The organism is Pseudoalteromonas sp. UCD-33C, from assembly GCF_001306895.1.
GTDB lineage: Bacteria > Pseudomonadota > Gammaproteobacteria > Enterobacterales > Alteromonadaceae > Pseudoalteromonas.
Genome location: NZ_LJTB01000003.1, coordinates 17,727 through 38,460, shown reverse-complemented (window position 1 = coordinate 38,460; position 20,734 = coordinate 17,727). Strand labels below are relative to the sequence as shown.

Sequence of the window (20,734 nt, the reverse complement as noted above, 5' to 3'; positions counted from 1 at the left end):
CTCTTATTCGGTTTCTGCGTTGAGTTTTTTACGCAATGCTTGATGAATTTTAGCCTGTTCTTCGTCTGTTAATGCTTGGTATTCGTTATTTGATACCACGAAGAAATCTTCTGCACGCTCACCAACTGTGGTGATCCGTGCGGCATGAATATGTAATAAGTGCGCTTGAAATACTTCCGCAATTTTTGTTAATAGACCCGGAATATCCACCGCTTGAATTTCAATTAAGCTGCGGTCTTTACGGGCATGCGGTCTAAGCACAATTTTTGGTTTGATATTAAAGTCTTTGAAGCGCTGTGAGCGATTCTTTTTAAGGCGAATTTTCTTTTTCGGGTCGCTAATTGCAAGATCTAAAGCACGTTTAATGCCTTGCGAACGGTTACTCGCAATCGGGTCACCATTGACCTCTAAAATAACAAAGCTAAATAGCACGTAGCCATCTTTAGTGGTCAGTACCTGCGCATGTTGAATTTGTGCTTTTTTCGAACCAATTACACTTACCAAACGGGCGAATAAGCCACCTGAGTAAGGGCTATAAGCAAATACTTGTGTACCACCATGCATTGCGGTGTTAGACACGGCAACGCTAGGCTGGCTTAAATCTTCACAGCTTAGTAGGTGCTCTGTGTGCCACGAAATCTGTTGCTCGCTAAAAGCAGTAAAGTAATTGGCTTTAAAGCGACTCCAAATTAAGTCGATTTGATCTTCGTTACAACCGTGGTTCAGTAAGCGCTGTTTGGCTTGCTGTTTTTTATCACGTATTTGATCACGTTGGTCCATTGGGTTTTCGAGCCCTAAACGAAGCGCGCGCTGGGTGTGTAAATACAGCTCACGTAGTAGGGTATTTTTCCAATCGTTCCATAGGTTATCGTTAGTTGCGCGAATATCGGCTAACGTTAAGCAGTACAAGTAATCAAGCTGACGCTCATTTTTCACTTTACTTGCAAAGTCTTTAATCACATCTGGGTCATTAATATCTTTGCGCTGCGCTGTAACCGACATAAGTAAGTGATTAGCCACTAACCACGAAATAAGCTTGCCATCTGAGGCTGGGAAGCGGTGTAGTTTAGCAAACGCAATTGCATCAACTGAGCCAAGCTCAGAATGATCACCACCACGGCCTTTAGCAATATCGTGGAAAATACCGGCTAAATAAAGTAACTCAGGCTTGTCCATGCGAGTGACAATTTCACTACATAACGGAAATTCGCTGACTTTTGATTTATCAAAGTACTTATAAATATTGTTGATGAGTTTATGGGTATGTTCATCCACGGTGTAGGCATGGAATAAATCAAACTGCATTTGCCCAAAAATATTACGCCACTGTGGTAAGTAGGCAGCAATAATGCCGTGCTTGTGCATCAGCGTAAATGCGCGGCCCATACCGTTAGGGTGTTTGATTAAACGCAAAAATGCTTCGCGACAGGCGGCGTAGTCTTGTAAATCACCCAATAAACGACGGCGAACTTGGCGCATTGTACGTATGGTACTTGGGTAAATATGGGTGATCTCTGGGTTATCAGCAATATGCTCGAACAACACAAATAGCTGATCACGGCGGAAGAACACCGATGGGTTCTTAACACGAATTTGATGGCCAATACGCTCAAAGTTACGGTCAAGCTCAATCACAGGTAACTCACCGGCACCCGGTAAAATGCTTTGCTCAAAGTATGAAAGCAGCATTTGGTTAAGCTCACGTACGCGGCTCATGATCCTAAATAAGCGTTTCATCATGCGCTCTACCGAGGCTTTACCATCACTACCAAAGCCAAGAATTTCAGCGGCGTTAGGTTGATGATCGAACAATAAGCGGTTTTCAGAGCGACCCGCAGCGATGTGCAGCGCAAAACGAATGTTCCATAGGTTTTCTAAACACTCAGACAGCTCTTGGTATTCTTCGTGAGTAAGATAGCCGTGATTTATGAGTTCTTGTAATGTTTCGGCTCTAAAGTGCTTTTTAGCAACCCAAATAATGGTCTGTAAGTCGCGCAGGCCACCCGGGTTTTCTTTGATATTCGGCTCAAGGTTATAAGCAGTACCATGGCATTTTTTATGGCGTAAACTTTGTTCTTGTACTTTTGCCAAAAAGAATTCGTCTGAGCGCCAAATAGGCGTATCTATTAAATGATTTTTTAATTTTTCGAATTCGATATGGTTACCGAAAATTAATCGGCTTTCGAGTAAGCTGGTGGCAAATGTCACATCTTCGCGTTTTTGTTCTAATGCTTGTTCTATAGTGCGAACGCTGTGACCAATTTCTAAATTTAGATCCCAAAGCATGGTAACGAACTGGCCAATTTTTTCGCACACGGCTTCACTTGGCTGCTCGCTTACTAGCAACATAAAGTCGATATCGGAATAGGGGTGTAGTTCGCCACGACCATAACCACCCACAGCAATCAGGGCAAGATCACTTTCGTGAGCAAGATCGTAATCGTGAAACAGTTTAATTAATAAGCGGTCGATAAACTCAGCGCGGGCATTAATTAAGTTGCTAACGGGTTGTTTTGAGAATTCGTTCTGTAGCCATTTATAAAAATAACTAGAACAGTCGCGATAATCGCTAAGTTGCTCAGCTTGGCTGAGCAACTTTTTTACTTTATTGGGTAATGCCACTGGGGCTGGCTCCTAGTGTTCGATGATCCTGTCAATAGTATCATCTGATCGGAGCGTTAAAATTTCAACACCATTTTCAGTCACTAACAGTGTATGTTCCCACTGTGCAGACAGTGAACGGTCTTTTGTTACGACAGTCCAGTTGTCTTTTAGTAGCTTACATTGGCGTTTACCAGCATTAACCATAGGCTCGATTGTTAAGCACATACCTGCTTTTAATACTTCGCCAGTACCTGCTTTACCATAGTGCATTACTTGTGGCTCTTCGTGGAACTCAGCACCAATGCCGTGACCACAATATTCACGAACGATTGAATAGCTAAAGCCCTCTGCGTATTTTTGAATTGCAGCACCAATATCACCTAAGCGTACGCCTGGTTTTACCATTTTAATCGCAAGGTAAAGGCTTTCTTGTGTGATATCAGCAAGACGCTTGCCTTGAATGTTAGGCGTACCAACGTGGAACATCTTCGATGTATCACCGTGATAGCCATCTTTGATCACAGTTACGTCGATATTTACGCTATCGCCTTCTTTAAGTGGTTTGTCATTTGGAATACCGTGACAAATTACATGGTTCACAGAGGTGCAAATTGATTTTGGGAAACCGTGATAATTAAGCGGTGCTGGAATAGCATCTTGAACATTAACAATATAATCATGACAAATTGTATTTAGTTCATCTGTGGTTACACCTGGCACCACATGCGGTTCTATCATTTCTAGTACCTCGGCGGCTAAGCGCCCGGCAACACGCATTTTTTCGATTTCTTCAGGGGTCTTGATCACAGCACTCATTGAGGCTCCAAAGTTGTTTTTCAGGTCAGTTTTTAGTGCACAAATTTTGCACTAGACGTTGAGTTTTCAATTTTAATATGGTATAAAGCGCGCCGTCTTTTTACAAATAAATTCTTAACTGATTTTTTGTATTTAAGGCAAACACAATTTTATTTTAACACACACACGTATCGTCACATACACTTGGGTGCACTTAAGTTACAATTTAACTACGGTGTTGGTGCTATGGGATATGTGGAGGCCTAACCCTAAATTATAGAGGATTATACAAATGGCAAACGTTTCAATGCGCGATATGCTTCAAGCTGGTGTTCACTTTGGTCACCAGGCACGTTACTGGAACCCTAAGATGAAGCCTTTCATCTTCGGCGCTCGTAACCGTGTTCATATCATCAACCTAGAGCAAACTGTACCAATGTTCAACGAAGCACTTAAGTTCTTATCGAACGCAGCTTCTAACAAAGGTAAAGTACTTTTCGTTGGTACTAAGCGCGCAGCAAGCGAAGCAGTTAAAGAAGCAGCGATCCAAAGCGAGCAGTTCTACGTAAACCACCGTTGGTTAGGTGGTATGTTGACTAACTGGAAAACAGTTCGTCAATCAATCAAGCGTCTTAAAGACCTTGAAGCGCAAAGCCAAGACGGTACTTTCGAGAAATTAACTAAGAAAGAAGCGTTAATGCTTACTCGTGAAATGGAAAAGCTTGAAAAGAGCCTTGGTGGTATCAAAGACATGGGCGGTCTTCCTGACGCGCTTTTCGTTATCGATGCAGACCACGAGCACATCGCTATCCGTGAAGCTAACAACCTAGGTATTCCAGTTGTTGCTATCGTTGATACTAACTCTAACCCAGACGGTGTTGATTACATCGTACCTGGTAACGACGATGCGATCCGTGCTATCCAACTTTACACAGGCGCTGTATCAGCTGCGATCACTGAAGGTCGTGAGAACAACATCGTTGCTCAAGCTGAGAAAGACGACTTCGTAGAAGCTGAGTAATTAGCTGTCATCAAGTCTTCATCTATTTAAGGTGAAGACTTGTTATTCTTGTTAAGCGGCCTATACCGCTTCCCTATAACAGAATTCAATTGAGGATATTCTAATGGCTGTAACTGCTGCCCTAGTTAAAGAATTACGCGAGCGTACTGGCGCTGGCATGATGGATTGTAAAAAAGCGTTAACTGAAACTAACGGTGACATCGAGTTAGCGATCGAAAACATGCGTAAGAGCGGTGCTGCAAAGGCTGCTAAAAAAGCAGGTAACATCGCTGCTGAAGGTACAATCTTAATCAAAGAAGGTAACGGTTTCGCTGCACTTCTTGAAGTTAACTGTCAAACTGACTTCGTTGCTAAAGACGCTAACTTCCTTGGTTTCGCTAACCAAGTTCTTGACGCTGCTGCAGAAACTAAAGCAGACATCGAAGCACTTAAAGCACAATTCGAAGAAACTCGTGTTGCTCTAGTTGCTAAAATCGGTGAAAACATCAACGTTCGTCGCGTTGAGTACATCGACGGTGACAAGCTTTCTTCTTACCGCCACGGCGACCGTATCGGTGTTGTTGTAGTTGGTGAAGCTGACGAAGAAACACTTAAGCAAGTTGCTATGCACGTAGCTGCGTCTAAGCCTGAGTTCGTAAACCCAGAAGACGTACCAGCTGACGTTGTTGAAAAAGAAAAAGCAGTTCAAATCGATATCGCGATGAACGAAGGCAAGCCTGCTGAAATCGCTGAGAAAATGGTTATCGGTCGTATGAAGAAATTCACTGGTGAGATCTCTCTTACTGGTCAAGCTTTCATCATGGAACCTAAAAAATCAGTTGGCGAAATTCTTAAAGAGAAAGGCGCAACTGTTTCTAACTTCATCCGTTTAGAAGTTGGTGAAGGTATCGAGCGTAAAGAAGAAGACTTCGCTGCTGAAGTAGCTGCTCAAATCGCTGCTGCAAAAGGCGAGTAATTTTTTAACTTAGTGACGTAGGGCAATAAGATGAAATTAATCTGCTATTAGCTTTTGCGTCACTGATGAAAATTCTTTAAAATAACCGCGTTTTATGTGTAACCATAGCGCGGTTATTTTTTATCTCATTACTAAGGCTGGCCCAAATATTATGACTATCAATCGTAAACCTATTTTTAGACGTGTTCTTCTTAAACTTAGCGGTGAAGCATTAATGGGAGACGAAGGCTTCGGCATCGACCCAAAAGTACTTGACCGTATGGCTCAAGAAATTAAAGAACTTGTAGAGCTCGACGTAGAAGTAGGTTTAGTTATCGGTGGCGGTAACTTCTTGCGTGGTGGTTCATTAGCAGAAGCGGGTATGAACCGCGTAGTTGGCGACCACATGGGTATGCTTGCGACTGTAATGAATGGTTTAGCAATGCGTGATGCACTGCACCGTGCATTTGTAAATTGTCGTTTAATGTCTGCTATCCCACTTAACGGTGTGTGTGATGCTTACAACTGGGCAGAAGCTATCAGCCTATTAAAATCTGGCCGCGTTGTAATTTTCTCAGCGGGTACAGGTAACCCATTCTTCACGACTGACTCAGCAGCGTGTTTACGTGGTATTGAAATTGAAGCAGATACTGTAATCAAAGCGACTAAAGTGGATGGTGTTTACTCTGATGACCCAGTGAAAAACCCAGACGCTACACTATATCGCCACTTAAGCTACAATGAAATCATTGATAAAGAGCTTAAGGTTATGGATTTAGCTGCATTTACGCTGGCGCGTGACCACAACATGCCATTAAGCGTATTTAACATGAATAAATCAGGCGCGCTTAAGCGTGTTATTATGGGCGAAGATGAAGGAACGCTTATCTCTTCACAAGCCTCAGATGAAACTAGCAAATAGATTAGGATTGAACCGTGATTAACGATATCAAAAAAGATGCGTCAGAACGTATGCAAAAAAGTGTTGCGGCACTAGGCAGTCAATTATCTAAAATTCGCACAGGCCGTGCGCACCCTGCATTACTTGACGGTATTCAAGTGTCTTACTACGGTGCAGACACACCATTAAACCAAGTTGCTAACGTAACAATTGAAGACTCACGTACACTTGCAATTAGCGTGTTCGATAAGTCACTAGCTCAAGCAGTAGAAAAAGCGATTATGGCTTCAGATTTAGGTTTAAACCCAATGTCTGCAGGCACTGTTATTCGTGTTCCACTTCCTCCACTAACAGAAGAGCGTCGTAAAGACCTGATTAAAATCGTACGTGGTGAAGTTGAAAGCGGCCGTGTTGCTGTACGTAACATCCGTCGTGACGCAAATGGCGACATTAAGAGCTTATTGAAAGAAAAAGACATTTCTGAAGATGAAGCACGTCAAGCAGAAGACGAGATCCAAAAGCTTACTGATAAGTTCATCAAAGAGATGGACGCACAACTAGCTGCAAAAGAAGCTGAGTTAATGGAAATCTAATCGCTGCTGTTTATCTTTCAGACATTGATTCTGCAAGTAAACAGGCGCAACTAAATTTATTAGTTTTGAAACGCCGTCTAGGGTATACTAGACGGCGTTTTTTTATGGAATACTCGATATTTATGGTTCTTAACGCTGATAAAATTTCCCAGCAAAGTTTGCCTAAGCATGTCGCTATAATCATGGATGGCAACGGGCGTTGGGCACAAGCGAAAAATCGCCCACGTGTTTATGGGCACAAAAAGGGCGTTGATGCGGTTCGTCAATCAGTGCAATTTTGTACTCGCTTAGGTATACAGTCGTTAACACTATTCGCATTTAGTAGCGAAAATTGGCGACGTCCAGAAGACGAAGTAAATACGCTCATGGAGCTATTTTTATTTGTACTGGGCAAAGAAGTTAAAAAACTTCATAAAAATAATGTAAAGCTAAACATAATTGGTGATTTATCACGCTTTTCAGAAGGTTTGCGCAATAAAGTTGATGCAGCCCATGAATTAACTCGTAATAATACGGGTCTACAGTTAAACGTGGCAGCTAATTATGGTGGACGTTGGGATATTACTAACGCCGCAACAACGCTTGCGAAAAAAGTCGCAGCCGGTGAAATGGCCGCAGAAGATATTACTGAAGAGCTAATGGCTGAACAAATGAGTATGGCCGACCAAGGTGAGCTTGATTTAATGATCCGCACCGGTGGAGATTTACGCATCAGTAACTTCCTTTTATGGCAAGCGGCTTATGCTGAGCTTTACTTTACCGATACGCTTTGGCCAGACTTCAATGAAGCTGCATTTGCTGACGCTATCGCATGTTACGTTGCCAGAGAGCGACGATTTGGTTGTACAGGCGAACAAATAAAACAATTACTCGCCGAGACCTAATTACTAGTTGAAGGTACACACATTGCTAAAACAACGAATTTTAACCTCGCTCGTGTTGGCACCACTTGCACTTATTTTGGTTTTTTATACCCCATTAACACTATTTAGTTATATCGCCGCCGGTATTGTTTTACTCGGTGCATGGGAGTGGTCTGCATTTATGGGCCTATGCGATAAAGTTAAACGTTTTGGATTTGTTGCAGCAACGGCTGCATTTTTGGCATTACTGAACTGGCATTGGCCCATTGAATCACTTTGGCAAAATGGTCAATTAGTGGGTGATGCAAACTACCTATTTACCTTGTCATTTGCATGGTGGATTGTGGCAACTTATTTAGTTTGGCGCTACCCAGCTATGGCAAAGGCTTGGAATGAAGGCATTGTAATGCGTGCCATTGCAGGCTTTTTAACGCTAGTGCCACTTTGGCTTGCACTAAATACACTACGTAGCGCAGGTTATGGCGAATCTACTCACTTTGGTTCAATGTTAATTTTAGTTGTACTTGGTATTGTGTGGAGCGCAGATATTGGTGCTTACTTTACTGGTAAGAACTTAGGTAAACGTAAACTAATGCCAAAGGTAAGTCCCAATAAAACAATTGAAGGTTTATTAGGTGGTGTAGTGGCTTCGGTTGTTTTTGTTTTAGCCTTTTGCCATTTCACTAATGTTGATATGAGTGTTTGGCCAATCTATGCCGTGATGACGGCATTTATCGCGTTATTCTCAGCGGTAGGCGATTTACTCGAAAGTATGTTTAAACGTGAAGTTGGCTTGAAAGACAGCGGTTCATGTTTACCAGGTCATGGCGGTATTTTAGATCGTATCGATAGCTTAACCGCAGCTGCGCCAATCTTTGTACTTTGCTACGCATGGACACTGAGTTTATGAGCAAAGTAGAGCAACTTGTCGTACTGGGCGCAACTGGTTCAATCGGTTTAAGCACCTTAGATGTTGTTTCTAGAAACCCAGAGCGCTTTGCGGTTTTTGCTTTAGCGGCGGGTAAAAATGCCGAGCAAATGGCTGAACTGTGTGTCGCACATCAGCCTAAGTTTGCTGTAATGGCTGATCAACAAGCCGCTAGTGCGCTATCAAATTTACTTGCAAATAGCTCGTGTAACACACAGGTGCTAGCAGGTGTTGATGCGATGTGTGAGCTTGCTGCACATACCGATGTTGATGCAGTGATGTCGGCGATAGTAGGTGCAGCGGGTCTGTTACCGACTCTAAGTGCAGTTGAAGCAGGCAAAAAAGTGTTGCTAGCGAATAAAGAGTCGCTAGTTATGTCGGGTCAGTTGTTTATTGATAAAGTAAAACAACATGGCGCCACTTTACTGCCTATCGATAGCGAACATAATGCGATTTTCCAATGTATGCCAGCATCATTACAAAATGCATCTGGCCTACTTGCCGACAATGGCGTGAGTAAAATCTTGCTTACAGGTTCTGGTGGTCCTTTCTTAAAACGTGATTTATCGACACTACCATCAGTGACTGTTGCAGAAGCAGTGGCACATCCAAACTGGTCAATGGGACAAAAGATTTCTGTCGACTCAGCGACTATGATGAATAAAGGCCTAGAGTTTATAGAAGCCAAGTGGCTGTTTAACTGCTGTGCCAGTGATATTGAAGTGGTGATCCACCCACAAAGTATTATTCACTCTATGGTGCAATATCAAGATGGCTCAGTGCTTGCGCAAATGGGCAATCCAGATATGCGCACACCAATTGCTCATGCTTTAGCTTTTCCTGAGCGTGTCGATGCGGGTGTAAAACCGCTCGATTTTTCACAAATGGCAGATTTTACTTTCACTAAACCAGATTATGCTCGTTACCCTAATTTAAAACTTGCCATTGATGCGTGTGAAATGGGGCAAGGTGCAACCACCACAGTAAATGCGGCGAATGAAATAGCGGTTGCAGCATTTCTAAATGGTCAAATCGGCTTTACAGATATTTATCGAGTTAACGCTGAAACGCTTAATGCAACACAAAATATCAACGTGCAGACCCTCGATGAGATTTTAGCTTGCGACCAAGCTGCACGTGTAAAAGCGACTGAGTTTGTAAAAAGAGGCATCAACTAGCATGTTTGATTTTTTCTGGAATCTTGGCTCATTTATTCTTGCTCTGGGTATTTTAGTGACTGTGCATGAATATGGTCATTTCTGGGTTGCGCGAAAAGCCGGCGTGAAAGTGCTGCGTTTTTCAATTGGCTTTGGTAAGCCGTTGATCAAGTGGTACGACAAACAGCAAACCGAATATGTGATTGCAGCAATCCCACTAGGTGGTTATGTCAAAATGCTTGATGAGCGTGTTGACGAAGTCCCGCCAGAGCAGCGACATTTATCATTTAATGCTAAATCAGTAAAAGCACGTATTGCGATTGTGGCTGCTGGCCCGATGGCAAACTTTTTATTCGCTATTTTTGCCCTTGCTGTAATGTATATGGTCGGCGTTCAGTCATTAAAACCTGTGGTGGGTGAGGTGTCTCAAGGCAGCCGTGCCGCAGCTGCTAATATTCAGCCAAATCAGCAAATTATTAAAATTGGTGAAGACGATATCAATACTTGGCAAGATGCAACATTCTCGCTAATGAGCCGCTTAGGTGAGCAAAGTGTTGTGGTAACGCTTCGTGATCAGAATTATCAAAAGCATGTGCGTACTCTTAACTTAGATGGTTGGAAATTAGATCAACAAGACGTACCACCATTAACCTCGATTGGCATTGTGCCGTTTCGTCCTAAAGCACTTTTAGAAGTGGCAATGATCAGTAAAGGCTCGGCGGCAGAAGCTGCAGGCTTACAGATTAAAGACAAAATTCTTGCTGTAAATGGTGAAAATATCAGCAGTTGGACCCAGTTAGTTTCACTAATTCAGCAATCACCTAACAAATCCTTACAATTTAGTGTACAAAGGCAAGATAGTATAAAAGAGCTGTCAGTGACGCCACAAAGCAGAACCAATGATGCGGGCGTTGCTCAGGGCTTTTTAGGTGTGTCTCCAGTGGTTGAGCCATGGCCAGAAAACTATATTGAAACTAGACATTATGGCCCTGTCGATAGTATTGTGCTGGGCATACAAGAAACATGGCGTTTAATTACCCTTAGTTTTGACATGATTGGTAATTTAATTACCGGTCAGGTGTCGGTTAAAAATTTAAGTGGCCCGGTGGGCATTGCAGTTGGCGCGGGAACTAGCGTAAGCTATGGCTTGGTTGCATTTTTAAGCTTTTTAGCATTAATTAGTGTAAACCTTGGCGTATTTAACTTATTACCGCTGCCAGTGCTAGATGGTGGGCACTTAATGTATTACATAATTGAACTTTTTCGCAAAAAGCCGGTCTCTGAAAAGACGCAAGAATTTGGTTTTAAAGTGGGGGCCTTGCTGCTTCTGTTTTTAACATGTTTCGCTTTGTTCAATGATGTATCGCGTTTATAACAAGTAAGCGAAAAATTCCAATTTGAACACGATTGTAAAACACCGCAAAAGTTAAATTTATAAGGTGTTGAGCGGTAATACAGTTGTAAAGGATAAAGATAACAAAATGGCTATAAAAAAACATTTGGCAGTTTCAAGTTTATTAGGTGCTAGCTTTGCAGCCCTAGGCCAAAACTCCTTTATTGTAGATGATTTAAAAGTTGAAGGTTTACAGCGTGTTGCACTGGGTGCAGCGTTAACGCATATTCCGATCAACGTGGGCGATAATATTGATGAGTACACAATTTCTAGAACCATAAAGGCTCTCTATCGTTCAGGTCACTTTGACAATATTAAAGCATTACGTGATGGCAACAGTGTTATCTTCCGAGTGACTGAGCGCCCAACGATCAGCATGATCGAATTTGATGGCAATAAAGACATCAAAGATGAGCAACTTAATGAGTCGCTAGACCAGCAAGATATCCGTACTGGTGAGCCGCTTGATAAAACAGTCCTTGATAACATTGAAAAAGGCTTAGTTGAATTCTTCCACAGTATTGGTAAATACAATGCAAAAGTGGATGTAAGCATTACTAAGTTACCGCGTAACCGTGTAAAACTTTTATTCACATTTGATGAAGGTGACGCAGCGTCAATTCGTCAAATCAACTTGGTTGGTAACGAGCTTTTCTCAGATGAAGAGCTTCTTAAGTTAGCCGAGTCTCAACAAGATTTGCCTTGGTGGCAGTTCATGTCGAGCGACCGTTATCAAAAGCAAACTATCGAAGGCGATTTAGAGAAAATCCGCAGTTACTACCTAGACCGTGGTTACCTACGTTTTAATATCGATTCGACACAAGTATCAGTTAGCCCTGAGCGTGATTCTGTTTATGTAACAGCAAATATCACCGAAGGTGTTAAATACAAAGTTAAAGGCTTTGACTTTATTGGTGACTTGTTAGGTCGTGAAGAGCTTATTAAGAGCGTTATCCCGCTAAAAACTGGCGAGCTTTATAACGGCTCTGTGGTGACATCATCAGAAGAGTTTATCAAAAGCTACTTAGCACGTTTTGGTTATGCCAATGCTGAAGTACGTACCATCCCTGAGATTGATGACGAAAACAAAGAAGTTCAATTAACGCTTTCTGTTAATCCGGGCAAACGTGTTTATGTTCGTCGTATCATTGTGGGCGGTAACCAAAATACTTCTGATGAAGTGGTTCGTCGTGAAATGACACAGCTTGAAGGTGCATGGTTATCAAACCAAAGCCTTGAGCGCTCTAAACTGCAAATCCAGCGTTTACCTTACATGGAAAGCGTTGATTTTAATGTTGTACCAGTACCAGGTGTAGATGACCAAGTTGATGTAGATTTTACTGTGAAAGAACAATCTGCAGGTAGCTTTAACGCAGGCCTTGCTTATGGTTCTTACTTGGGTCTGCAATTTAACATTGGTGTGAGTGAATCAAACTTCTTAGGTACCGGTAACCAAATTGGTTTCAACATCAATACTTCACGTGGTTCCGAGCGTATTAGTGTGTCATACACTGACCCTTACTTTACGCCAGACGGTGTATCGCAAGGTAGTAGTATCTTCTACAGTAACTATGATGCAAGTAAATTCAGCCTAATCGACTATAAATCGAAGAGTTATGGTATTGGTACAAACATTGGTTTCCCAATCGATGCTGTAAACCGTATTAACTTTGGTGTTCGTTGGGTGCAAGAAGAGCTGTCTGATATTGCAGAATACGAGCAAACACGTGTTATTCGTGAAACATTCTTAGACCCTGAAAATCCAGACGCAGGCTTTGACTTTACTAAGTACGAGTTAAGTGCAGGTTGGTCACGTGTAACTGTTAACCGTGGTTTATTCCCAACAGCAGGTTCGCGCCAATCTCTTAACTTAACTGCGACAACGCCAAACTCTGATTTACAGTACTTTAAGCTAAATTATGACTCGCGTTTCTACTGGCCAATCAGTAATGACCACCGCTGGGTGTTCTCAACGCGTGCGGCACTTGGTTACGGTAATGGTTACGGTACAACCAATGGTTATGACCAAACACTGCCGTTCCAAGAGTTCTTCAGAATTACTGAAATGGAACTACGTGGCTTTGACCGTAATACGATCTTACCACGTGCTGTATCACGTTTTCCGCAAAGCATTCCTGGTACACCGTTACCTGATGGTACGACAACAGGTAGCATTGGTGGTGCATCAGAATTTGACCAATTACAAACAGCAGGCCGAATTGGTGGTAATGCCAAAGCGGTAGCAGGGATGGAGCTTATTGTTCCAACACCTTTCTTAGATGAAGAAAACACCAGCTCTGTACGTACTAGCTTCTTCGTAGATGCTGCAAATGTATGGGATACAGAGTTTAATATTGACCGTTATCAAAACCTTTCAACAGATGAACGTGCAAAATTGGATGATTACTCAGATCCAATGCGCTTTAGGGTTTCAACCGGTCTTTCTCTACAATGGATCTCTCCTATGGGTCCAATGCTGATAAGTTTTGCGTATCCATTGCAAAAAGAAGAAGATGACGATACGAAGACCATCAGCTTTAACATTAGTAATACATTCTAAAGGAGTTTTTTCGTGAATAAATCAATTAAATCAACAGCTTTTGCACTACTTGCTACTTTATCTATGGGTCTATCTACTAACGCATTCGCGCACAAAGTAGGTATCGTTGATATGCAAGAAATCTACAAGCAAATCCCACAAATGGCGAAAGTAGAGCAAACTTTAGAAGCTGAATTCTCAGAGCGTCGTCAAGAACTAGAAAAACTTCAAGGTGATATCCGTTTTGAAGCTGAAAAGTTCAAGCGTGAAGCAACAACGATGAGCGACAAGCAAAAAGAAGAATTACGTACTAAGATCCAAGGTATGCAGCAGCAACTTGCTGAAAAAGGTCGTCCTTTAGAGCAAGAAATCAAAATGCGTCAAAACCAAGAACTAGCTAAAGTTCAAAAGTTAATCTTAGATGCAATCGAAGAAGTAGCGAAAGCTGGCAAATTCGATGAAGTTAAAGTTAAAGAAACAACGATTTATGTTAACCCTAAAACTGTCGATGACTTATCAAGCAAAGTTGTTGAAAAAGTAAGTAAGCAATAGAAATCATATATGCAAAACTACACGCTTTCGCAGATAGCGGATCTTCTGGGCGCTGACCTTCAAGGTGACGGCGCCACAGAGATTAAAAAAATATCTACACTTGCAAATGCCCAACATGGGCATATTGCATTTTTAGCGAACAAGAAATATCGCTCGCAATTAGAAGATACTCAAGCAAGTGCGGTGATTTTATCACCAGCAGATGCTGAGTACTTTTCGGGTAATAAGCTCATTGTTGCTAATCCTTATGTTTGTTACGCCAAACTTGCTCAGCTAATGGATACCACACCGCGCTCAGCAGTGACCGGTATTCACCCAAGTGCAGTCATTCACGATTCAGCCTCTATTGGCGATAATGTCGCGATCGCCGCCAATGTGGTGATCGAAGCGGGTGCTGTAATTGCAAACGATGTGCAGATTGGCCCAGGCTGTTTTATTGGTGAGCACGCAAAAATTGGCCAAGGCACTAAGCTTTGGGCAAATGTAAGCGTTTACCATGAAGTAGAGATTGGCAGCGACTGTTTATTCCAAGCGAATACGGTAGTGGGCAGTGATGGTTTTGGTTACGCTAACGAGCGTGGCGAATGGGTGAAAATACCGCAACTTGGCCGAGTAATCATCGGTGATAAGGTTGAGGTAGGCGCGTCTACTACGATTGACCGTGGTGCGCTAGACGATACTATCATCCATAGTAATGTAATTATCGATAATCAATGTCAAATAGCGCATAATGTCGAGATCGGTTCGGGTACAGCGGTTGCTGGTTGTACGGTATTTGCTGGCAGCACAGTGATCGGTAGGAATTGTCAGATTGGCGGTATGGTTGCAATTAATGGTCACATTAGCGTATGCGATGGTGCTATAATCACCGGCATGAGTATGGTGACTAAGGCAATCACAGAACCTGGAATTTATTCTTCAGGCTTGCCACATCTAACCAACAAAGAATGGCGACGTAGTATTGCCCATATCCGTAACCTTGGCGATATGAAAGACCGCATTAAAGCACTTGAGTCACTGACTAAGTCACTCAATATTGAAGACAAATAAGGATGCTATTTTGGCAAATGAATTAAATAGTCTTGATATCCAGGATATCTTGAGTTTACTTCCGCATCGTTACCCGATGCTACTTGTTGACCGTGTACTTGATTACACGCCAGGCGAGTCGTTACATGCTATTAAAAATGTAACAGTGAACGAACCTATTTTTACGGGTCATTTTCCTAATCAACCTATCTTTCCAGGTGTGTTGATTTTAGAAGCAATGGCTCAAGCAACTGGCTTACTTGGTTTTAAGACAGTTGAAAATCGTAGCGATAACGAACTATATTTATTCGCAGCGATCGACAATGCGCGATTCAAACAGCCGGTATTACCTGGCGATACTATGCATTTGCATGTAGAGTTTGTAAAAGAGCGCCGCAATATATGGAAATTTGCAGCAGAAGCAAAAGTTGACGGCAAAGTAGTGTGTACTGCCGAAATCATGTGTGCGAGAAGAGAGTTTTAATAGTGATCCATCCTACGGCGATAATCGAACCAGGTGCAAAACTTGGAAATAACGTATCAGTTGGCCCTTACAGCTATATCGGTAACGATGTAACTATTGGTGATAACTGTATCATCGAATCTCATGTGGTTGTAAAAGGCCCATCGACGATTGGTTCTGGTAACCATATTTTCCAATTTGCTTCGGTCGGTGAAGCTTGCCAAGACAAAAAGTATGCGAATGAGCCAACGACTTTGATCATTGGTGACAACAACGTGATCCGTGAGTGTGCGACAATTCACCGTGGTACGATTCAAGACCAAGGTGTAACAAAAATTGGTAGCAACAACTTATTTATGGCTTACACACACGTTGCACATGATGCAGTTGTGGGCGATAACGTTATTTTTGCTAACAATGCCTCTGTTGCTGGCCACGTACACGTAGGTGACTGGGTGATCCTTGCAGGTAATTCAGGTGTTCACCAGTTCTGTAAAATTGGTTCACATGCATTTGTAGGTATGTACTCAGGCGTTAATAAAGATGTACCGCCATTTGTAACTACTATTGGTACACCGGCAGGCCCTGTAGCAATCAATACTGAAGGCATGAAACGCCGTGGCTTTGAAAGCGATGAAATCATGGCAACACGCCGAGCATATAAAACGCTTTATCGTAAGAGCTTAGGTGTTGAAGAAGCAATCGCTGAGCTAAGTGAAGATGCTGCGAAGTACCCAGCTGTTCAGCTGATGATAGACTTCGTGAAAAGCTCTGAGCGCGGAATTATTCGCTAATCATAAGCGAACTTCTATAAAAGCCACCGTAAGGTGGCTTTTTTGTTTTTATACTCATTCGCTTAATTAGGTAACTTGATATAGTTCAGGTTTTGCTAAGTCAGTGCTTGCTATCTTCACGGCAAAAAAGGATCTACTAATATGAACAAACTCATCGTTTTTGCATTATTAAGCTTAATTATAACTGGTTGTAGTAGTGTGCCTTCGGTATCTAAAGGAGCAATAGAAAAAGGCAAAGCCAGTTATTACGCTGATAAATATCATGGCCGAACGACAGCAAGTGGTGAGGTGTTTAATCAACGGGCATTGAGCGCGGCTCATCAAACGCTTGGTTTTGGCAGCAGAGTAAAAGTTACTAATCTTAGTAATAATAAAAGCGTGATTGTTACTATTAATGACCGCGGCCCATTTATCCGCGGTCGTATTATCGACTTATCAAAAAAGGCGTTTTCACAAATTGCCTCAGTCAAGCAAGGTGTGATTGACGTCACCGTTGAGCAGCTCGATTAAAAACGGGTAATAAGCTCTACGTAGTCGGCTTCATTCGCCACTAATTCAGCATGACTCGCAAAGGCTCTTACTTGTCCTTGCTCTAACCAAATAACCTTATCAACACGACTTAGCATTGCAGGGTCATGGGTAATGGTCAGCATAGTTTTATTTGCCCATATTCTCTCAACTGTAGTCAGCAAGTTTTGCTTAGTGTGATTATCTAAGCTCTCTGTTGGTTCATCAAGAATGATTAAATTACCTTGCCTTAATAGAGCTTGGGCAATAGCAATACGACGTGACTGACCATGAGAAAGCTTTCTGCCTGCGGTTCCTAAACGAGTGTTTAGCCCATCTTTTAAGTTACTAAGCCAAGAGCCAAGTTCAGCTTGTTCACAGGCCTCAATAAGCCTCTCATCTGTCGCATCAAAAGCTGCATAGCGAAGGTTTTCACGTAGCGTGCCATCAAAAATATGATGCTGCTGGGCAACTATCGTTAGCTGCTTAAAGCGTGTTGCAGTGCTCAAGCTTTCAAGTTCAAAGCTATCTTGTTTGGTGGTGAGCTTTAATGAGCCTGATTGCAGCGGCCAAAGGCCCGTGAGTAAGTTAACTAGGGTGGTTTTTCCACTGCCACTAGCACCGACTAGGGCAACTTTACTGCCGGGTGTAATCGCAAAATTGATATTGCTAAGGGCTTTACTTTTTGCCCCCAAGTATTGGTAATTGACCTCGCTTAACTCAAGACCAAGGCCTGATTGATCCGCTAATTGGTTTGCTAGCTGATCATCTAAGTTGTTTGGCTTTTCGGCTAAGCTGCTGTGTTTATCTTCAAGATCAAACAGTCGCTTTGCGGCACTTAAAGTAAGTGGCAATTCAATAAACGCCGTAGGCAGGGTGAGCACGGTTTCAAAGCTTGCTAATACAAATAACGCGAGCATCGCCAGTTCAACGTTTTTCATAGTCCCCATTGCAACCAGTGGAATTATCATAAATACACTGGCCAACATGGTAAGTTGGATCACCAAAGTGCTTAAACCATTACTATTTGCCACGGCTTTGTGGCGATTATAGAGCTGGTTGTTGTATTGTTTACTGAGTGAGTCACAATGCGCTAATTGCGCAGCCTGTGCTTGATAGACAGCAAGCTCTCTGGCACCTGATAGTGTATCGGCAAGTTCAGCCCTTAACTCGGCTGAAAGTTGGGTTTCAGTATCCGCTTGTTGGTGAAGCTTATGGCTTAACATTGCGGGAAGCAGCACGCCAATAATCATCAGTGAAGTAAAGCAAACTAAAGCAACCTCAGCGTAATACATGGCCATGAAGGCCATTACTATAGGAATGCTGATCAAGGCGACAATAATCGGCAGCAGCACATTGAGGTAGAATTTATCCAGCGCATCTACATCATTCTGTAGGCGGTTAAATAAATCGCTACTACGTCTCATTGCTAAGTCAACGTTGTTCAGTTGGCTCAGAGTCTTGAACATGTTTACGCGAATTTCGCTCAGCAATAAAAAGGTAGCATTATGAGTTATCATCCGCTCACCGTAACGAGACGCTGTGCGCACGATAGCTAAAAAGCGGATCACTCCAGCTGGGGTAAAGTAATTCATCTGCACACCAGCAATGCCCGCCGCTGCCATGGCTGCTAAAAACCACCCAGATATAGCGAGCAAGCCCACATTAGCGAGTACCGTTAAGCTTGCTAAAAAAGCCCCTAAAAGCAACATGCCAGTATGAGGTTTGCACAGTTTTAATAGACGTATAAAGTTATGCATGGTTTTCACCTTGGCTCACAAGTTTAGCAAATAGGCCTGCTTGCTCAGTCAGTTGCTGGTACTGACCAGATTCAACAATGTGACCTTGTTGCATAACGTAAATATTATCGGCGTGTTTTACCGTATTCAGTCGGTGAGCAATAACCAGTACTAAATGGTCTTTTGCATAATCGCGGATTGCTTGATTGATTACATGCTCTGTTTGGCTGTCTAAGTGAGCGGTAGGCTCATCTAGCATCAGCACAGGGGCATTCTTCAAAAATGCACGGGCAAGGGCTATGCGCTGTTTTTGCCCTCCAGAGAGGCCTTCTCCTTGTTCACCTAGCAAGGTATCAAAGCCATCAGGTAGTGCAGTAATAAACTCAAGTGCTCCAGCTTTACTTGCTGCTTCATCGAGCTCTGCTTGGCTTGCATCGGGTTTAGCTAAACGCAGGTTGTCTGCAACGGTTCGATAAAATAACGTGGCTTGCTGTGGTATCCATGCCAGCTGTGCTTGCCAATCAGCTAATGCAGTATCACTCAGTGGTTGCTCGTTAATGCTAATGGCACTATTGGCCTGATGATGAAAACCCAATAGGCAATCAAACAAGGTACTTTTACCCGAACCACTTTCACCCACAAAGGCAATTAAGCCTGAGCTTGGTAAGCTTAAGTTGATATCAGTTACCCCTTCGTTTGTTTCAGGGTAGTGAAAGGTAAGCGCACTCAGCTGTATATCTTTTATCGGTAACTCAAGCTTAGATGACCCGACATGTTTATCAGCGTCGCTTTGATTGATTATGTCGACCATATCAGCAGCAGCGCTGATCCCTTCAAGTTTTGCATGATAGTGAGTACCCATTTGTCTAAGTGGTAAGTAAAACTCAGGGGCCAGTAGTAACACCACAAATCCAGTGGCAAAATCGAGCGTACCAAAAAATAATCTAAAGCCAATGATCACAGCAACAAGGGCCACACTAATGGTGGCTAAAAACTCAAGGGCGAAAGACGATAAAAAGGCGACTTTCAATACACCCATGGTTGCTCCACGGTAATCATCAGAAATCTGACTGATGCTATTTAGCTCACGCTTGGTTGCATTGAAGAGCTTGAGTTGAGTCAGTCCATGTAATCGGTCAAAAAAGTAATTACCAAGTACCGCGAGTTGTTGCCAACGTTCTTGGTTTAACTGCTCCGCTTTATGGCCCACTAAAATCATAAAAAAGGGGATCAGCGGGGCTGTTAAAAGGAATATGAGGCCTGCTTTGTAATCGGTTGGAAAAATCACCACCAATATCGCTAATGGAATAAGCGCACTGTAAGCCACACTCGGAATGTAGTTTGCGTAATATTGATGCAGTGCTTCCACCCCATTATGTAAGGTGTTAAGTGTTGCGCCGTGACCTTTTTGTTCACTGTAGGCTGGCCCAAGTTTGTTGAGCTTTTCTAGCAGTGTATTACGCATCACGTTTTTTATTTTTAATGCGGCGAGGTTACTCACCCGTTCACTTAGCGTAACCAACAAAGCACGAACTAAAATTAGCCCAGCCAGCGGCCATAATAATGGGCTTACGGCTTGCAAGTTTGCTTGTTCAAACATGACTTGATGAGCCGCGTTTGCAAGAAGATAACAAGAGGCAATCATTAATAGGGCGTTGAGTGTGCCCAAACTAATGCTTAATTTAAGAAGCCCTGAAGCGGACTGGCTATACTGCTTTAAAAAAGCGCGCAGCGTTTGCTGCTGCGCGCGATTTGGTCGGGGTTTAGTTGTCATCGGTGTTTTTGAGTCTCGCGTACAGCTCTAGCTCATCATCAGCAATCGAATCTTTATGTTGGTGAAATTCGTACCACATTACGTTGATCACCCCAAGTGTACAGGCTAATAGAACACCTAAAATCCAGGCAAAATACCACATATTTAA

Annotated in this window: 19 protein-coding genes; 14 read left to right on the top strand and 5 right to left on the bottom strand. The window is 42.7% G+C overall.

Annotated features, from left to right (window positions below; translation table 11 throughout):
• Nucleotides 1-3: 3 nt before the first annotated feature.
• A complete protein-coding gene (gene glnD / locus AOG26_RS08225) occupies nt 4-2,622 on the bottom strand; it encodes a [protein-PII] uridylyltransferase (RefSeq protein ID WP_054562048.1) in 2,619 nt (872 codons plus the stop codon).
• A 12-nt stretch (nt 2,623-2,634) separates the two neighbouring features.
• Nucleotides 2,635-3,444, bottom strand: coding sequence for a type I methionyl aminopeptidase (gene map / locus AOG26_RS08220; RefSeq protein WP_228482666.1), 810 nt, complete (start codon nt 3,442-3,444; stop codon nt 2,635-2,637).
• Nucleotides 3,445-3,691: 247 nt separating this feature from the next.
• Between map and rpsB the strand changes: the two genes are divergently transcribed.
• From rpsB to AOG26_RS08150, 14 genes are all read left to right on the top strand, one after another.
• The gene (rpsB, locus tag AOG26_RS08215) at nt 3,692-4,420 is read left to right on the top strand and encodes a 30S ribosomal protein S2 (RefSeq protein ID WP_054562046.1); all 729 of its coding nucleotides are present in this window, start codon (nt 3,692-3,694) and stop codon (nt 4,418-4,420) included.
• Nucleotides 4,421-4,523: 103 nt separating this feature from the next.
• The gene (tsf, locus tag AOG26_RS08210; protein WP_054562045.1) at nt 4,524-5,375 is read left to right on the top strand and encodes a translation elongation factor Ts; all 852 of its coding nucleotides are present in this window, start codon (nt 4,524-4,526) and stop codon (nt 5,373-5,375) included.
• 151 nt (nt 5,376-5,526) lie between these two features.
• Nucleotides 5,527-6,276, top strand: a complete 750-nt coding sequence (gene pyrH / locus AOG26_RS08205; RefSeq protein ID WP_054553317.1) for a UMP kinase — start codon at nt 5,527-5,529, stop codon at nt 6,274-6,276.
• Nucleotides 6,277-6,290: 14 nt separating this feature from the next.
• Nucleotides 6,291-6,848, top strand: a complete 558-nt coding sequence (gene frr / locus AOG26_RS08200; protein WP_054553121.1) for a ribosome recycling factor — start codon at nt 6,291-6,293, stop codon at nt 6,846-6,848.
• A 104-nt stretch (nt 6,849-6,952) separates the two neighbouring features.
• Nucleotides 6,953-7,732, top strand: coding sequence for an isoprenyl transferase (locus AOG26_RS08195; RefSeq protein WP_054553120.1), 780 nt, complete (start codon nt 6,953-6,955; stop codon nt 7,730-7,732).
• 22 nt (nt 7,733-7,754) lie between these two features.
• Complete coding sequence (locus AOG26_RS08190; RefSeq protein ID WP_054553119.1) at nt 7,755-8,621, top strand: phosphatidate cytidylyltransferase; 867 nt, start codon at nt 7,755-7,757, stop codon at nt 8,619-8,621.
• Complete coding sequence (gene ispC, locus AOG26_RS08185) at nt 8,618-9,817, top strand: 1-deoxy-D-xylulose-5-phosphate reductoisomerase (RefSeq protein WP_054562044.1); 1,200 nt, start codon at nt 8,618-8,620, stop codon at nt 9,815-9,817. Before AOG26_RS08190 ends, ispC begins: the two co-directional genes overlap by 4 nt.
• A 1-nt stretch (nt 9,818) precedes the next feature.
• Nucleotides 9,819-11,171, top strand: a complete 1,353-nt coding sequence (gene rseP / locus AOG26_RS08180; protein ID WP_054562043.1) for a sigma E protease regulator RseP — start codon at nt 9,819-9,821, stop codon at nt 11,169-11,171.
• A gap of 106 nt (nt 11,172-11,277) precedes the next feature.
• Nucleotides 11,278-13,749 (top strand): outer membrane protein assembly factor BamA, encoded by a 2,472-nt coding sequence (bamA, locus tag AOG26_RS08175; protein ID WP_054562042.1) that lies wholly within the window; start codon nt 11,278-11,280, stop codon nt 13,747-13,749.
• 12 nt (nt 13,750-13,761) lie between these two features.
• Nucleotides 13,762-14,280, top strand: a complete 519-nt coding sequence (locus tag AOG26_RS08170; protein WP_054553115.1) for an OmpH family outer membrane protein — start codon at nt 13,762-13,764, stop codon at nt 14,278-14,280.
• Nucleotides 14,281-14,289: 9 nt separating this feature from the next.
• Nucleotides 14,290-15,330 (top strand): UDP-3-O-(3-hydroxymyristoyl)glucosamine N-acyltransferase, encoded by a 1,041-nt coding sequence (gene lpxD / locus AOG26_RS08165; protein WP_054562041.1) that lies wholly within the window; start codon nt 14,290-14,292, stop codon nt 15,328-15,330.
• 10 nt (nt 15,331-15,340) lie between these two features.
• On the top strand, nt 15,341-15,793 hold the full coding sequence (gene fabZ / locus AOG26_RS08160) for a 3-hydroxyacyl-ACP dehydratase FabZ (protein ID WP_054562040.1): 453 nt from the start codon (nt 15,341-15,343) through the stop codon (nt 15,791-15,793).
• Nucleotides 15,794-15,795: 2 nt separating this feature from the next.
• On the top strand, nt 15,796-16,566 hold the full coding sequence (gene lpxA / locus AOG26_RS08155) for an acyl-ACP--UDP-N-acetylglucosamine O-acyltransferase (RefSeq protein ID WP_054553112.1): 771 nt from the start codon (nt 15,796-15,798) through the stop codon (nt 16,564-16,566).
• A 141-nt stretch (nt 16,567-16,707) separates the two neighbouring features.
• Nucleotides 16,708-17,076: a septal ring lytic transglycosylase RlpA family protein gene (locus tag AOG26_RS08150; RefSeq protein WP_054562039.1), complete on the top strand. Its 369-nt coding sequence runs from the start codon at nt 16,708-16,710 to the stop codon at nt 17,074-17,076.
• Here the strand turns inward: AOG26_RS08150 and cydC are convergent.
• Genes cydC through cydX form a run of 3 tightly spaced genes read right to left on the bottom strand, consistent with a single transcriptional unit; the run spans nt 17,073 to nt 20,728 of the window.
• On the bottom strand, nt 17,073-18,833 hold the full coding sequence (gene cydC, locus AOG26_RS08145; RefSeq protein WP_054562038.1) for a thiol reductant ABC exporter subunit CydC: 1,761 nt from the start codon (nt 18,831-18,833) through the stop codon (nt 17,073-17,075). The genes AOG26_RS08150 and cydC overlap by 4 nt on opposite strands.
• On the bottom strand, nt 18,826-20,586 hold the full coding sequence (gene cydD / locus AOG26_RS08140; RefSeq protein WP_054562037.1) for a thiol reductant ABC exporter subunit CydD: 1,761 nt from the start codon (nt 20,584-20,586) through the stop codon (nt 18,826-18,828). Before cydD ends, cydC begins: the two co-directional genes overlap by 8 nt.
• Entirely contained in the window at nt 20,576-20,728 is a 153-nt protein-coding gene (gene cydX, locus AOG26_RS08135) for a cytochrome bd-I oxidase subunit CydX (protein ID WP_054553108.1), read from the bottom strand. Before cydX ends, cydD begins: the two co-directional genes overlap by 11 nt.
• Nucleotides 20,729-20,734 lie beyond the last annotated feature (6 nt).

Bases quoted from the DNA above. Each gene is read 5' to 3' on its own strand.
- rpsB (WP_054562046.1), top strand. From the start codon at position 3,692: ATGGCAAACGTTTCAATGCGCGATATGCTTCAAGCTGGTGTTCACTTT.
- tsf (WP_054562045.1), top strand. From the start codon at position 4,524: ATGGCTGTAACTGCTGCCCTAGTTAAAGAATTACGCGAGCGTACTGGC.
- pyrH (WP_054553317.1), top strand. From the start codon at position 5,527: ATGACTATCAATCGTAAACCTATTTTTAGACGTGTTCTTCTTAAACTT.
- AOG26_RS08195 (WP_054553120.1), top strand. From the start codon at position 6,953: ATGGAATACTCGATATTTATGGTTCTTAACGCTGATAAAATTTCCCAG.
- ispC (WP_054562044.1), top strand. From the start codon at position 8,618: ATGAGCAAAGTAGAGCAACTTGTCGTACTGGGCGCAACTGGTTCAATC.
- rseP (WP_054562043.1), top strand. From the start codon at position 9,819: ATGTTTGATTTTTTCTGGAATCTTGGCTCATTTATTCTTGCTCTGGGT.
- bamA (WP_054562042.1), top strand. From the start codon at position 11,278: ATGGCTATAAAAAAACATTTGGCAGTTTCAAGTTTATTAGGTGCTAGC.
- lpxD (WP_054562041.1), top strand. From the start codon at position 14,290: ATGCAAAACTACACGCTTTCGCAGATAGCGGATCTTCTGGGCGCTGAC.
- AOG26_RS08150 (WP_054562039.1), top strand. From the start codon at position 16,708: ATGAACAAACTCATCGTTTTTGCATTATTAAGCTTAATTATAACTGGT.
- cydC (WP_054562038.1), bottom strand. From the start codon at position 18,833: ATGCATAACTTTATACGTCTATTAAAACTGTGCAAACCTCATACTGGC.
- cydD (WP_054562037.1), bottom strand. From the start codon at position 20,586: ATGACAACTAAACCCCGACCAAATCGCGCGCAGCAGCAAACGCTGCGC.
- cydX (WP_054553108.1), bottom strand. From the start codon at position 20,728: ATGTGGTATTTTGCCTGGATTTTAGGTGTTCTATTAGCCTGTACACTT.